Source organism: Candidatus Desulfatibia sp. (assembly GCF_036446775.1).
In the GTDB taxonomy this organism is placed as follows: domain Bacteria; phylum Desulfobacterota; class Desulfobacteria; order Desulfobacterales; family UBA11574; genus Desulfatibia_A.
This window is the reverse complement of the sequence record NZ_JAZFTO010000008.1, coordinates 1-13,213: the sequence shown is the minus strand read 5'-3', so window position 1 is coordinate 13,213 and position 13,213 is coordinate 1. Positions and strand designations below refer to the sequence as shown.

The window sequence follows — 13,213 nt, the reverse complement described above, 5'->3', positions numbered from 1 at the left end:
GTGGCCATCATGTTAGGCGGGGCGCCTGTAACCAAGGATACGGCGGACCTTTTTGGGGCTGACGGTTACGCGGAATCGGCCGGCAACGCGGTCCAGGAGGCCATCAAAATGATAAGCAGCCTCAGAAAATTGCAAGAGAAGGAAAAATAACACTCAATTGAGCGAAAAAGGCTCAATTGAGTGTTATTGGTTATTAGTTATCCGTTATTCGAAGAGGAATCCGTCACGGTTTTATATATCTATCAGCAATGAAGTATACGATCATTCATTGATATCCGCAAACCAATAACAAATAACGATTAACGGATAACGCCTAATCGAGTTTTGGATCGATTAGGGTAATAAGTTGTTTGTGCATCGGAAAAGGGAGAGGCGTGAATGGATGACAAAACAGCAAAAATAATTTTTCAACCCTCAGGCCGCAGGGGCGCGGTGCCAATGGGTATCAGCGTTATAGAGGCCTCACGATTGCTGGGTGCGGACATCGAAGCCCTTTGCGGGGAAAAGAAGGTTTGCGGCAAATGCAAGGTTAGGATTGAGGAAGGGTTTTTTGAGAAATACGGCCTCGAATCCAAACCATCGCATGTCAGCTCCTGGCAGGAAGAAGAAGATAAGTTCATCGACACCGAAGACCGGCAGGCGGGTTTTCGGCTGGGTTGCGTCACCAAGGTGCTGGGAGATCTGCTGATCTTCGTGCCGGAGGAATCCCGCGCCGGCAAACAGGTAGTGAGCAAGGCGGCGCGCGATATTCACATTGAACATAATCCTGCGGTAACATTGTACTATTTAGAGGTAGATAAACCGACGTTTGAAGATCCTACCGGGGATTATGAGCGGATCTGCGCGCAGCTGGAAAAACAATCCGGCTTTAAAGACTTAAGGATTGATATACAGACCCTGCGGCAGTTGCCCGCGGCCCTGCGCAAAGGGGACTGGAAGGTCACCGTCAGCGTTTGGATGGATCAAGAAGTTATTCGTGTGCGGCCGGGTAAATTTGAAGGCAGTTACGGCATGGCCATAGATGTCGGAACCACCACGGTGGCCGCCTATTTTTGTGACCTTGGCACTATGGAGGTGATCGACACCGTTTTCTTGATGAACCCCCAGTGCAAGTATGGTGAAGATGTAATGAGCCGCATCACCTATCACATGATGAATGCGGACGGGCTTGAAAAAATGAGCAACGACATCATCGCCGCGCTCAATTCGTTAATCGACCAAGCCATTGAAGGCACCCATCCGCCCAAGAAAAAGGTAAAGAAGAAAAAGGGCGAAAAAGACGCCGAACAGTGGATAGAAGTGCCGGAGAAGGGCAAAACGTACCGTCGTCTCACCAGGGAAGATATCGAGGATATTACCATTTGCGGCAATACCGCCATGCACCATATTTTGCTGAAGCTCGACCCCGAGCATGTGGGCATGGCCCCTTTCCCGCCGGTGATCCACCACAGCCTGGATATCAAGGCGCGCGACCTGGGCATTCATATCAACCCTTCGTCTTATATTTTTGTACTGCCCAACGAAGCCGGTTTTGTGGGTGCCGATAACGTCGGGGTTTTGATTGCCGAGGAGCCTTACAATAAAGATGAAATCCAGCTCATTATCGATATCGGCACCAACGGCGAACTGGTTCTGGGCAATAGGCATAAGCTCATATCTTCTTCCTGTGCCACCGGACCGGCCTTAGAGGGCGCGCAACTGAGCTACGGTATGCGTGCTGCACCCGGGGCCATGGAGCGGATCAAGATCGACCCGGAAACCCACGAAGTGGATTACAAGGTCATTGGAAGAGATGCCTGGCGCCAGTACTCCGAGCCCCAGGAAATGCAAGCCAAAGGCATCTGCGGGTCCGGGATTCTGGATCTATTGGCCGAGCTTTACAGCACCGGCATTATTACCAAAAGCGGTGTCTTCAACAAAAAAGGCCAGAAATCCGAACGTTTCCGCAAAAACCCGGATACCGGCCAGAATGAATTTGTGCTTGCCTGGGCCGCAGAGACCGGTATTAGTAAAGACATTGTGATCACCCAGAAGGATGTGCGACAGATACAACTGGCCAAGGGAGCTCTTTATGCCGGCTGCAAACTGATGATTCAGCGTATGGGAGTGGAGGGGGTGGATAAAGTGAAAATCGCCGGGGCCTTCGGCACGCACGTAGACCGTGAAAAGGCTCTGATCATGGGCTTATTTCCGGACTGTGAGATCAAAAAAATTGAATCTATCGGCAATGCCGCCGGAGACGGGTGCAGGGCGGCGCTTTTGAATCGAGAAAAACGCGCGGAGGCCAACTGGATATCGCGCAATGTGGAATATATCGAACTCACAATGGAGGAGAACTTCCAGCAGGAATTCATGAGAGCGATGCAGCTGCCGCATATGACCGATAAATTCCCCCATCTGGAAGGGCTTGTGCCCGCCAAAATTTTGCATCAAAAGTGATGCGCTAATCCTGAAAAACCTGGTCCTTCCCCGCGTGGCGGGATCTTCGATGGGACATGCCTGCCCCGCCTTGCGGGGGTCAGAGATATCCGGCTCTGCCAAAGACATTTACTACTGTAAAAACTATATATTTTCAGTGATTATTGACTTTATGTTCGCTGCAATGGTATATCAGCCTCAATAACTGCTTACGCTGAAAAGGGGCTGGAGGGAGATTCATTGACGCGAGGTATGACATCATGAAAGGAAAGGTCCGTGTTTTTACCGGGGATGGAAAGGGAAAAACCACGGCGGCTTTGGGTTTGGCAATAAGGGCGGCCGGTTCCGGGCTAAAAGTTTTTATTGCCCAATTCATCAAATCCCACGACTATAGCGAAATAAAGGCACTAAAACGGTTTTCAGACTTAATTACCGTGGAACAGCACGGACTTGGCCGCTTTATTGAAAAAAAACAAACAACGGCCGATATCGAAGCTGCACGCCGGGGGCTTGAAAAGGTAAAACGCATCATGTCTTCAGGTGAGCATAATGTCATCATACTGGATGAGGCCAACGTAGCCGTCAACTTATCGCTTTTAACGGAGCAGGATCTTTTTGATGTAATGGCTGCCAAACCAAAAGACATAGAGCTTATCATAACAGGACGGTATGCAACTCCTAAAATCATTCAAAAAGCAGATCAGGTTACTGAGTTTAAAGCGATAAAGCATTATTACCAAAAAGGTGTTAAAGCCAGAGTAGGCATTGAAAAATAGGCCTTTTACCCGGGTTTCGGGCAAAAAAAACGTGTATTTGTCAAAAGGATTATACCGGTAACGAGAACGGCGATGTAGGACGCACGCAACGCCTTAGTAAACGTATTATGTTAACCATGAAAACAACGATCGTCTGCGGCTTGCTCGGTGCCGGAAAAACAACATATCTCCAAAACGCCCTCCGCAACACCACCGAAAAGGTGGTGGTGATCGTCAATGACTTCGGTGCAATGGGGATTGATCAGGAAATCCTCTCCGCCCACGGTATCGACGCAGTGGAGCTGCCCAACGGTTGTGTCTGCTGTACGCTGAAGCATGACCTCCTCACAACAATCCAGCGGGTCGTTGGGCAGTATCATCCCGAGCACCTCATGATTGAACCCAGCGGCCTGGCATCACCAACCGGCGTGCTGGAGGTTTTGCAGACCTTGGCAATACGCCCGGTAGCGGTTGTGGGCATTGTGGATGCAACCGAGTTTCTCGAACTTCATGAGGCCGAAATCTTCGGCCCTTTCTTCCAAGAACAGGTTTGCTGCGCTGATCTAATTCTGGTAAACAAAACAGATCTTGCCGAACCTGAGAAAGTGGAGGTAACCTTGTCCATGGTGGCCAAGATGAATCCCAAGGCCGTTGTAATTCCTACGGTCCAGGCGGAGACGGAGATCGCCATGTTGTCCCCAGCGTCAGACACTCTCCCCAAAAAGAGCATCAAAGGCGGTGGCCATAGCCTCCAGCTCGAGACCGTGGCCGTGGAGATGCCGGATAACATGTCCTTAGGCCGGGCCATGGAGATTTTCCAAACGCTGGCCTCAGACGGATACGGACGCATCGTAAGGGCCAAAGCCCTGCTGCAAACAGAGGCCGGCCCTCACCGCTTTGATCTTGCCGGAGGCCGCCTGGAGTGTGCTGAGTTTCCCAAGACGGTCACATCGAGCCGTCTGGTTGTCATCGGCGAGAACCTGGATCAGGAAAAGCTTTTAGGGCTTGGCCGTCCCCGTTCATAGGTTCAGAGGTTCAAAGGTTCAGGGTTCAAAGGTTCAGAGGTTTTGTGTTCACCGCAAATCTGAGCACTGAAGTCCAGATTGAGATTTAGGCAGCGTTGGATCAACAATACATAACGAATGCTGAGTCAGACTGTGTATGATCATGCCGGACGCACCTGTGCTGCCATTGGAAGTTTCATCAAGTACTTGCTGGATTACGAGCAAGTTCAACGAAAGAAAGGTAACCCTGAACGGTGAACTCTGAACCTGTGAACGCCGAAAGTAAAGGTTTACAAAAAAAGCAACCCTGAACCTTTGAACCCTGAACCTGTGAACGCCTACAGCGCACCTATCACTGGTTTCTCACGAGTCCTCTTCATCCTCGCCGACAAACTCCATGTGAATGTTTTTTGCCACTGCCACGCCGGCCTCTACTTCAAAGGCCTTAAGGATACCACAAGGCACCGGACAGGCGACATGCTGCAGGCATGCGGAGGCGGCCCCATAGATCGGGTTCTCCGCGATTTTCTTGAAGGCATCCCTTGGAGTGAGCGGAGGCAGTTTAGCGCTGAGCGTCTTGACCGTCTCGCATTGGGATTCCACGGTGATGCAGAAGGCTTTGTCTTTTGTCTGTTTAACATTTACAACGGTGGTCATGCCGCAGACTCCAGGTGTTATTCGAAGCTTGGCCATGGGAATTTAACTGCTCCTTTTTGCCGATTTAAACGAAATTGTGCGGCGGCTGAAACGGAACGTTATTTTGAAAGCTGCGAAAGCCTTTCTTTTTTGCGCCTTTCAATCTCTTCCCCAAAAACCCAATCACGCGGGATTTCTTTATCTTTCCATTTATTTTTGCTCAGGTAGGTGGTGATCTGGCTGGCGAATATGTGTTTATACTTAGAAAACGGGATATAGACGATAAAGAGGAAAGCGAGAAGGACGTGGATTACCCAGGCGCCCTGGTGCAGAGCACCCAATGCGTTTTCCCCGACCAGCACTTTTATGGCACCGCCAAAAGCATAGCCGACCGGCGACCAGTCTGCTGAAGGGGGCTTTAAAACGATTATCCGTATTCCTTCAACGCAGAATCCCGTAAAGATTACGAAAAAAAGAAGGAACAGCAACATCCCGTCCAGAGTGCTTTTTACCATCCTTTCCGGTTTGTTTGTGTATCTCCTGTAAAGAGCAAAGCCTGTACCAATGAGAACCGAGGCTCCGGCGATATCGAGTACCAGTGAAAAGGAAAGCCATACACCCCCTTCAAGAAATGGAAAGACCCAATAATTAATGGTCCTGCCGATGGTGCCTGCAAAAAGGGCCGTAAACCCCCATATAATTCCCATGAGCATCAATCCTCTGAGAATGCTCCTGGGAAAAACTCGCTGAGCAAGCAGGCAGTCCGGGGAAAAAAACGTAGTGATACTCAGCCAGATGAGGCCCATGAAACCCTTGCCTTTGAGCTCCTGATCCACGTCTTGGCCTCGGCTCCAGATTCTTGTTTTATCCCAAACCCCTATGACAAAAATAATAATGGTCACACCGGCGAGCCCATAAAATACGGTGATCAACCCTTTCGGTATATTCCAAAATTCCTGCGCCATCTCACCCCCTGGCCGTTTAGGGCCACGTCATTTAAACAAGTAATTGTTTGGAATAAATAAAGTTACTGGCTTAATAAAATCATGAAAATTCCAAGCACCAAAATACAAATCTCAAACAAATATCAATGACCGAAATTCAAAATTCCAAACAGATAGAATGACGGCGAGCCATTCGACGCTACTCATGGCCGTGAGCCTGTCGAACGGACATCCAATAAGTGATTGTAATGTTTTGGTCATTGGAATTTGTAATTTTGATATTGTTTGTAATTTGAGTATTGTGATTTGGGATTTTAGTGTCGTATCCGGGAAAGCAAATCGCTTCTATCTGAATCAATTAGAGTTGACTTTGACGTTTCCCTATCTTGCCGCTAAGTTGTTTTACCGAAGACAAACCTTGTCTGCCTCTGCAATATTTTCCTGACAATAAAGGGGACGTGCCTACAATTTTTACAACTTTCCCCAAATTCGTTGGTCCCCAAGCATACTTCTCCAGAACCGTAATTCATGATCAATTTGCCATCATCCTCTTCAAGCGTATCTAGAGGATGAAAAAAAAATATACTCAGGATCTCCCTTTCCTCAGCGGGAACCCCCTCAAGATGGACTTGACAAAGCTTCATTTCTTTTCCTCATCCTATAGCAAGGCTGCTAAATATTGGGTAATATCGTTTACCTTCAAAGAACTTTGATGCTTTTTCCATTCCTCGACGACCGGGTTGGGCATCGCATGGCTCCTAATCGCCAGGTTGAGAAAGCAGACCGGACAATTGGTGAGGATGGTGTCGGCCCCGGTTCTTTCGGCTTCTATCACCAATTCCTTGGCTATATTGGCTGAAATATCCGAGTTTATCGCTCGCATACCGGCCGAACCACCACAGCATCTGCTGAGGGTACCATGTCTTTCCATATCCACCAGATTTATCCCGGGTACCGCTTTTAACAGTTTGCGAGGGGCATTGGTGATGGGCTTGCCCAGCAGCGGTCTGGCCATGGCGCAGGGATCATGATAGGTTACGGTTTCTTCAATCCTTTTTGTGAATTTCAACTTCCCATCTTCCACCCACTCAACTAAAAGTTCGGTTATGGTCAGGGTTTCAAAGGGTAGTTCGTCGCCATAAAAATACGGCCAGAGGTAATTCATAATATCCTGGCACATGGGACATGATATAACCAAACGTTTGATGCCCTTGTCTAAAATGCCGTTTACCATGTGGTTTGACAGTTCGGCCATAATGCTCCAATCACCGCCGCCCGTTACCTGGGGGAACCCACAGCACCATGATTGCTCCGGATCGAGCATCGTAAAAGGCCCCACCGCACTGAGCAGCCGGACCGCTCCTTCGGCCATTTGAGGCGCATCCCAGGCACACCCGCAGCCTTCATAATAGCCGATATCGGCCTTGTCGGCTATTTCTATATCATCCGGCAGCCAGATTTTATAGCGATGAGTAAGGGCAAAGGGAAAGGGAGAGCGGAATTTATCGTAATTTTGTACAGGCCCCTTTTTAAGCATTTCGGGGCATCCGAGCTCTGATTCTGCGATTTTACGGCGAATGCTCCACCACAATTTCTTGAGGTCGATTCCGGCCGTACAGACCTCTCCGCAGCTTCCACAAAGTACACATTTCCATAAAGCATCCTGAAATTTCTGCAGCACTTCCGGCCCCGGTGTTTTGCCGGCAAAAATTTTTCCCTTTAAGCTTTGGGTTTGTTCAATAAACTCCTTGTAGGCGTGTATTCTCACCGGGGGCGATATGCCGGGATCGCGGGTGACATCCTGGACCGGACACCAGGTGAGACATTCATTGCATCCAATGCATGCGTCCAATTCGATAAGCTCTTTTTTGGTGAGGTCTGCCACAAAATCGAAAGGTTTTTCCGTCATCGTCTGTGCCCCTTTCTGTTGAATGATAAAAATTTCTAAAAGCGCATATCACGATGTAATATGCATGTCAACGAAATGTTCAACTGCGGCCGTCAAGGGATAATATAATATAACCGTTCACGGGTTCAACGTTCAGAGGTTATCGGTTCACCGAATATCTGACCGTTATCAAGTAGATACCGGCCCTGGGCGTAAATCAAGACCGCTGGTTCAGTTTTCAGCACCCGTAATTTTTTACTCCTAACGCCCATGAAATCCAATCTCAAATCTCAGACCTCAGGCATTTTTGAATTTTTTTCGGCAAAGCCTTTTGTAAAGGCCAACCAAAGCCGGGTTCTTGGTTGGTCTGCCTGCCGGACAATTTTTATGTTGAAATCAATACCACTTCGTAGTATACAGGGCAGGCAGCATCACCGTTAGGTATTAACACCGCTCAATAAGGATTATGGCGCGGAAGATTCAGATAGGGGATAAGGAGGATTTTATGACACCCAAAGAAGTAATACTGACTGCTTTTGAAGGGGGAACGCCGGAGAGAGTTCCGGTAACCCTCTTCGGTGGTGGAATGTGGAGCGTTCACAACTGGGGATCAACTTTTGAAGACCTTTCTCAGGACGCTGAAAAGATGACCCGGATGCTCGTTGATTCGTGTGAAAAACTGCAGTGCGATATTGTATATGTCGGTTCCGGATATAACAATTTCGTGGCTTCGGCCCTTGGCGGGAGGATTAAGTTCCGTGAAATGGGCGCACCGGACCTTGAAGACCCGCTTATTGGCGCGGAGGAAGACCTTGAAAATCTCAACATAGCGGATATTGATGAGGATGAAACCATTAATACCGTCAAAAAGGCTTTGAAAAAAACAAAGGAAAAAATTGGGGACCGGTACGTGGTTACCATGACAGCCTGGGGGCCTTTTACGATAGCGGCCAGACTCTTTGGAGAAGAAGATATGATGCGGGCAACTTACAAAAACCCGGCCCTGATTGAAAAAATTCTCAATTTTTCGACGGAACTGCTCATCCATCTCTTTGAACCTCTGGTAGATGATGGAACCCTTGAAGTTATCAGCCTTGCCGATCCTACTGCCTCCGGGGACCTGCTGTCAAAAAAACAGTTTGAACGGTTTGCCTTGCCTTATTTAAAGATCTTTATCGACTGGGCCAAATCGAAACATATTCATACGCTTTTGCATATTTGTGGGAATACAACCGACCGGATTGACCTGTTCCCTCACACCGGCGCCAGCTGCATCAGCCTTGATCACAAGACGGATATTGCCAAAGCCAAGGAGGTTTTGCACGGAAAGATGTGTTTTGCAGGCAATGTTAATCCCGTAGATGTCCTACTTCGGGGGAGCGTTGACCTGGTTGAAACCACTTGTAAGCAGATTGTCGAGACTGCTGGAACTGATGGTTGGTTTGCTCTGATGCCGGGCTGCGATATCCCCCCCACGGTTCCGTATGAGAACATCGTCAAATTCATTCAGGTGGCAAAGGAATGGAGATTATAACCTAGTGAACCTAACAAGGAAAGGAGGTGAGTGCTTTTAGGAAATTAATCCGGTATAAGAAAAGTCCAAAAAAGAAATTTTTGAAACCATTTAACCAGTCTGGCCTTGCGGCCGACGATAACAGTAAAGGAGAGAATAATGACTGAGGGAAAAAAATTAACTTCAGAAGAAGCCGGTCAGTACATGGAAGATCATATGCTCTTTACTCCCAGAATGTTTAAGATCATCAACCAGTTTAACCCTGATGCCGGCAAGGGCTTTGCAGACTTTTATGAATCTTTCTTTCGGGATGGAGCACTCTCGAGGAAAGTCAAAGAATTGATCTTTATGGCCGGCGGTGTGGCCTACATGTCCCCACGGTGTATCATTCATGTCCTTCCGGCTATAAGAGCGGGGGCCACTAAAGAGGAGGTTTTTGAGGCCGCCTCCATCGGCTGTCTTCTCGCAGGATTCGTGCCCAATGGCCCCGGCATCCCTTATGCCTTTGAGTATGCAGCCAAATGCTATGATCTGGCAGTAAAGATAGAAAATGGCGAAGAGTGGGAGTATCTGCCGGAGACCAAATTTGAGCGTGGTATATATTAAGGGTTTGTAAGACATTAACGCGTTCAGGTCCAAATGGTAAATAACCGGACCATCAACCTAACCAGGTGCAGGGTTTATAACCTGCACCTGTTCAATTTTACGGGATATAGCAGTTCTCAAAATAACCTTCCGTTTTTTTTATTGTTCGAGAACTATTCACGAGCTGTACTCTGCAATTTATGCACATCGCTGAAAAACCCTCTAATGCCTTTGATACGTGACGCGTATCCTGGCTGAACAGACTCTCATCTTCAGGTCTGGATTGAAGCCGGGGTATGCGTTTAGGTGTCGGTACGGCTTCATAAACTCCTATATAAGATCTTAAGTTTCCTGCTAATAGTGCCGATAATATAAATTAGCAATGATTGTTCTTTACGCTTAAAACCTAAAACGTGACGAATTCGGCTTTTTGCGAATTCATCAAAATATAACAGCCCCTTATATGTCTTGAATAAAATAGTTTAAAGAATTAAGTCCCATGGACACTTATACTGCTCCCCCAATAAAAGCCTCTAAATTCACCCCTTCGAAATCGCTTGATGAGTATCCCGAAGATTCCATAAAAAAGATCGCCGTCCTTTTTACGGATATAGTGGGTTCCAGTAAATTTTTTAAATCCCATGGAGATACAGCCGGTCGTAAAATGCTCAGGCAGCATCAGGAGGTGGCTTCTCCGGCCGTTGTTGAACATGGCGGCGTAGTTGTTAAGGTTTTGGGTGATTCCATCATGGCTTATTTCTCAAATCCGCAAGAGGCCCTTAAGTCCGCAATAAAAATTCAACAAAAATTTCAAAGCTTTAATCAGAGGAAAGAGCCCCGTTATCAAATTCATATTCGAATGTGCATTCATTATGGCGATGGCATTGTCGAAGATAAGGATATATTTGGTGATGTCGTCAATATGGCAGCTAAATTCCTTCATCTCGCGGGTGGTGATCAGATTTTTGTTTCACATGAATTATACAAACAAGCCCAGGGGCTACCTTCCCTCCATTTCGAAGCGGTCGATCTGTCAAGTAATAAAAATATTTTAAAAGGGCTGACCATATACAAGTTAATCTGGGATGAAACCGTCACTTTTGATCCTTATGTTAAAACATTACTATATTACAAGCCTGTGTGGGAGCTTGGTGAAAGTCACTTTGCCAAAGCATGGGACAGTCTGATTGACAACAAGGATGATTTATGGGCAGGTCAAGTAGAGAAGGAAAATATCCTTGCTGATAAATCTGTGGCGTTAATTGTAAAAGACCCCCTCTCGTCATTGCCTTTGGCCATGGATGTCATGAAGTTTCTCAACTCAAAGCTTGAGAAAGATAGCCCGCCCTTTCTTCCTCTACAAATTATCGTTGATTCAGGTACCTATGTGAGAGCCGACCGGCTGGACCTTGAAGACCTAAAAGTTGACTGGGAAGAAATCAAACCGGGAAACATCTACATTTCCTTCTCGGCCTATACGGCCATGGGAGAAAGTGAAGCTTTTTCCGTTTTCCCCAAGCCCGATCAAAAGCATCCCCAATCCTTTTATAAAGTAGACCTTAATGATCAACTCCAAAATGAACCCGGCCTCTTTTTATACCAGAATGCTCTTGCTCAAGGGGAATATCCCCCCTGCTATTACTGCGGCGACAGAAAACATTTGACCGCAAGTTGTCCATCGAAACAATTCTCAAAGATAACCCATGTTATGAAAGATCTGGGTTATTTGCCATTAGAAGAAATAAACAAATTATTTTTCAATTATCTTACAAAAACAGATATAAAGGCTGGGGATGGGGTTGAGCCTTTGAGTAAGTCAGACCGAGCAGCTCAATGGGCCTACAATGGCTTTTGCGAGCTCAAAATGGTTTATCAACTGCGTTTCTTAAGATTGCTCTGGAGAACCGGGGAGGATAGCTGGAACAATATTAAGGAAAGTAAAAAGGAGACGGCCAAAGGTGGCCTAATCTGGTTAGGTCAGGATTGTCTGCGAGTCTCTAAGCTGGATCAGGCCGAGACAATACTATTAAACGCCCTGGAAAAACACCCGCACGATTACAGGGTTCATTGTGCTATGGGGTTTTTGCATGTGGAGGGCAAAGACTTTCTGGAGGCAAAGCACTATTTTAGCAGGGCTCTTGAATATGCCGAAACAAGGCCCCAAAAAATCTTTGCCCATTTTTTGCTTTCACGCCTTTACTGTCTGAACAATGACCTCGGCAAGGCCGAAGATCACATTAATAAGATATTGCACATAGAACCTGGTTGTTCTGAGGCCGTTTACCAGGACATTATATTTCAATTCAGGCAACAGAAAAATGCCGAGGCACTACGGAGACTGATCAAGCTTATCAGTAATGATCGAGAATATTATGTATATGCCTTAATCGATCCGGAATTGGCAGCTTATAATGAAATAATTCATCCGGAACTGAACAATCTATTAAATGAGGCTCGAGAAGAGGCCGAACAAATTCGGGCAGAAGCCGAACAGAAAGCAAAAACATTAGAAAAGCAATTAACGGCAGAAGAAAAAAAGGCAAATGATCCCAGAGCTCTATTTCTAAAAATTGAAGAGCTGGCCAAGGCTGATAGTTATTTCAACTACCTGGATATTATTTATTACGGAAGTTCTATCATCGATATAGGGTCCAGGTACCTGGAAGACCGCAGAATGAAACTCTTGAGGGTGCTCAATGAATTAAGACCAGGTGTTAAGAGCTGTATAGTTGCCGTCAATAATTTTTCCAACCGTAATTTAATCGCCGCTATATCTCGGAAATTAAAAAATATTCAGATAAAAATGGATGATAATGAGACGATAGCAAGGGGTAGTGATCCGGAAAGGTTAAAGGATGCCTTTGTGCAGGCCAATAAACTTGCCAAAGAATTGAAGCAAGTTGAATCGGAATTAAAAAATCTACATAAAACCCAGCAGATGTTGTTTTTTATCACTAAATTTTTTAAAAATACTTTTATTTTTCAGTCGGTTAACCTGCTGATCGTCTTCCTTCTTTTTCCAATTTGTACCTATTACCTGCACTTTTTTTTGCCGGAAATTAGGATTACGCCTGAAACTATCTGGGAATACCAAAAAATAGTTATGATATTAGGTGGATTTTCGGGTCTGTGCTTGGCCCTGATGCTAAGCACAAAAAATATGCCCGAAGAATAATCTTTATTTACGAATTGTTTTTTCTGTTGGGAGGGTAAAGCAAAAGCGGCTCCCCTTTTGGTTTTCACTTTCAACCCAGATTTTTCCTCGATGGGCATCCACGGCCATCTTACAGAAGGTCAACCCCAAGCCGGTTGTGTGCACGCGCCCCTCGCTTTTTTTATCAAGCTGGAAATATTTGTCAAAAATACGTTTGCGGTGCTCGTCCGGCACGCCGGGGCCGTTGTCCTGGACGAAAAATTTGATCTCCGAAGACGGCAAATACTCAAACCCCACCTCAATGGTATCATCCGGC

Annotated in this window: 10 protein-coding genes; 6 read left to right on the top strand and 4 right to left on the bottom strand. The window is 46.6% G+C overall.

Annotation, left to right across the window (positions count from 1 at the left end):
• The first annotated feature begins 378 nt into the window (after positions 1-378).
• The 3 genes from V3S16_RS00390 to V3S16_RS00380 all read left to right on the top strand — a co-directional run bounded on the left by V3S16_RS00390 (position 379) and on the right by V3S16_RS00380 (position 4,198).
• Complete coding sequence (locus V3S16_RS00390) at positions 379-2,439, top strand: ASKHA domain-containing protein (protein ID WP_413882691.1); 2,061 nt, start codon at positions 379-381, stop codon at positions 2,437-2,439.
• A gap of 239 nt (positions 2,440-2,678) precedes the next feature.
• A complete protein-coding gene (locus V3S16_RS00385) occupies positions 2,679-3,194 on the top strand; it encodes a cob(I)yrinic acid a,c-diamide adenosyltransferase (protein ID WP_413882690.1) in 516 nt (171 codons plus the stop codon).
• 116 nt (positions 3,195-3,310) lie between these two features.
• The gene (locus V3S16_RS00380) at positions 3,311-4,198 is read left to right on the top strand and encodes a CobW family GTP-binding protein (protein ID WP_413882689.1); all 888 of its coding nucleotides are present in this window, start codon (positions 3,311-3,313) and stop codon (positions 4,196-4,198) included.
• Positions 4,199-4,540: 342 nt separating this feature from the next.
• Here the strand turns inward: V3S16_RS00380 and V3S16_RS00375 are convergent, their stop codons facing one another.
• The 3 genes from V3S16_RS00375 to V3S16_RS00365 form a co-directional block, all read right to left on the bottom strand.
• The gene (locus V3S16_RS00375) at positions 4,541-4,870 is read right to left on the bottom strand and encodes a DUF6951 family protein (protein ID WP_413882688.1); all 330 of its coding nucleotides are present in this window, start codon (positions 4,868-4,870) and stop codon (positions 4,541-4,543) included.
• 62 nt (positions 4,871-4,932) lie between these two features.
• Positions 4,933-5,778, bottom strand: coding sequence for a respiratory nitrate reductase subunit gamma (locus V3S16_RS00370; protein ID WP_413882687.1), 846 nt, complete (start codon positions 5,776-5,778; stop codon positions 4,933-4,935).
• Between the two features lie 637 nt (positions 5,779-6,415).
• Complete coding sequence (locus tag V3S16_RS00365; RefSeq protein ID WP_413882686.1) at positions 6,416-7,666, bottom strand: (Fe-S)-binding protein; 1,251 nt, start codon at positions 7,664-7,666, stop codon at positions 6,416-6,418.
• 484 nt (positions 7,667-8,150) lie between these two features.
• Here V3S16_RS00365 and V3S16_RS00360 point away from each other — a divergent pair, with 484 nt between their 5' ends.
• From V3S16_RS00360 to V3S16_RS00350, 3 genes are all read left to right on the top strand, one after another.
• A complete protein-coding gene (locus V3S16_RS00360) occupies positions 8,151-9,179 on the top strand; it encodes a uroporphyrinogen decarboxylase family protein (RefSeq protein ID WP_413882685.1) in 1,029 nt (342 codons plus the stop codon).
• 138 nt (positions 9,180-9,317) lie between these two features.
• Positions 9,318-9,764, top strand: coding sequence for a carboxymuconolactone decarboxylase family protein (locus V3S16_RS00355; RefSeq protein WP_413882684.1), 447 nt, complete (start codon positions 9,318-9,320; stop codon positions 9,762-9,764).
• Positions 9,765-10,242: 478 nt separating this feature from the next.
• On the top strand, positions 10,243-12,918 hold the full coding sequence (locus V3S16_RS00350) for an adenylate/guanylate cyclase domain-containing protein (RefSeq protein ID WP_413882683.1): 2,676 nt from the start codon (positions 10,243-10,245) through the stop codon (positions 12,916-12,918).
• Positions 12,919-12,921: 3 nt separating this feature from the next.
• Here the strand turns inward: V3S16_RS00350 and V3S16_RS00345 are convergent.
• Positions 12,922-13,213: sensor histidine kinase (locus V3S16_RS00345; protein ID WP_413882682.1), on the bottom strand; the 292-nt coding region annotated here is incomplete at its 5' end.

Coding starts and splice junctions, on each gene's coding strand:
- V3S16_RS00390 (WP_413882691.1), top strand. CDS start 379: ATGGATGACAAAACAGCAAAAATAATTTTTCAACCCTCAGGCCGCAGG.
- V3S16_RS00385 (WP_413882690.1), top strand. CDS start 2,679: ATGAAAGGAAAGGTCCGTGTTTTTACCGGGGATGGAAAGGGAAAAACC.
- V3S16_RS00380 (WP_413882689.1), top strand. CDS start 3,311: ATGAAAACAACGATCGTCTGCGGCTTGCTCGGTGCCGGAAAAACAACA.
- V3S16_RS00375 (WP_413882688.1), bottom strand. CDS start 4,870: ATGGCCAAGCTTCGAATAACACCTGGAGTCTGCGGCATGACCACCGTT.
- V3S16_RS00370 (WP_413882687.1), bottom strand. CDS start 5,778: ATGGCGCAGGAATTTTGGAATATACCGAAAGGGTTGATCACCGTATTT.
- V3S16_RS00365 (WP_413882686.1), bottom strand. CDS start 7,666: ATGACGGAAAAACCTTTCGATTTTGTGGCAGACCTCACCAAAAAAGAG.
- V3S16_RS00360 (WP_413882685.1), top strand. CDS start 8,151: ATGACACCCAAAGAAGTAATACTGACTGCTTTTGAAGGGGGAACGCCG.
- V3S16_RS00355 (WP_413882684.1), top strand. CDS start 9,318: ATGACTGAGGGAAAAAAATTAACTTCAGAAGAAGCCGGTCAGTACATG.
- V3S16_RS00350 (WP_413882683.1), top strand. CDS start 10,243: ATGGACACTTATACTGCTCCCCCAATAAAAGCCTCTAAATTCACCCCT.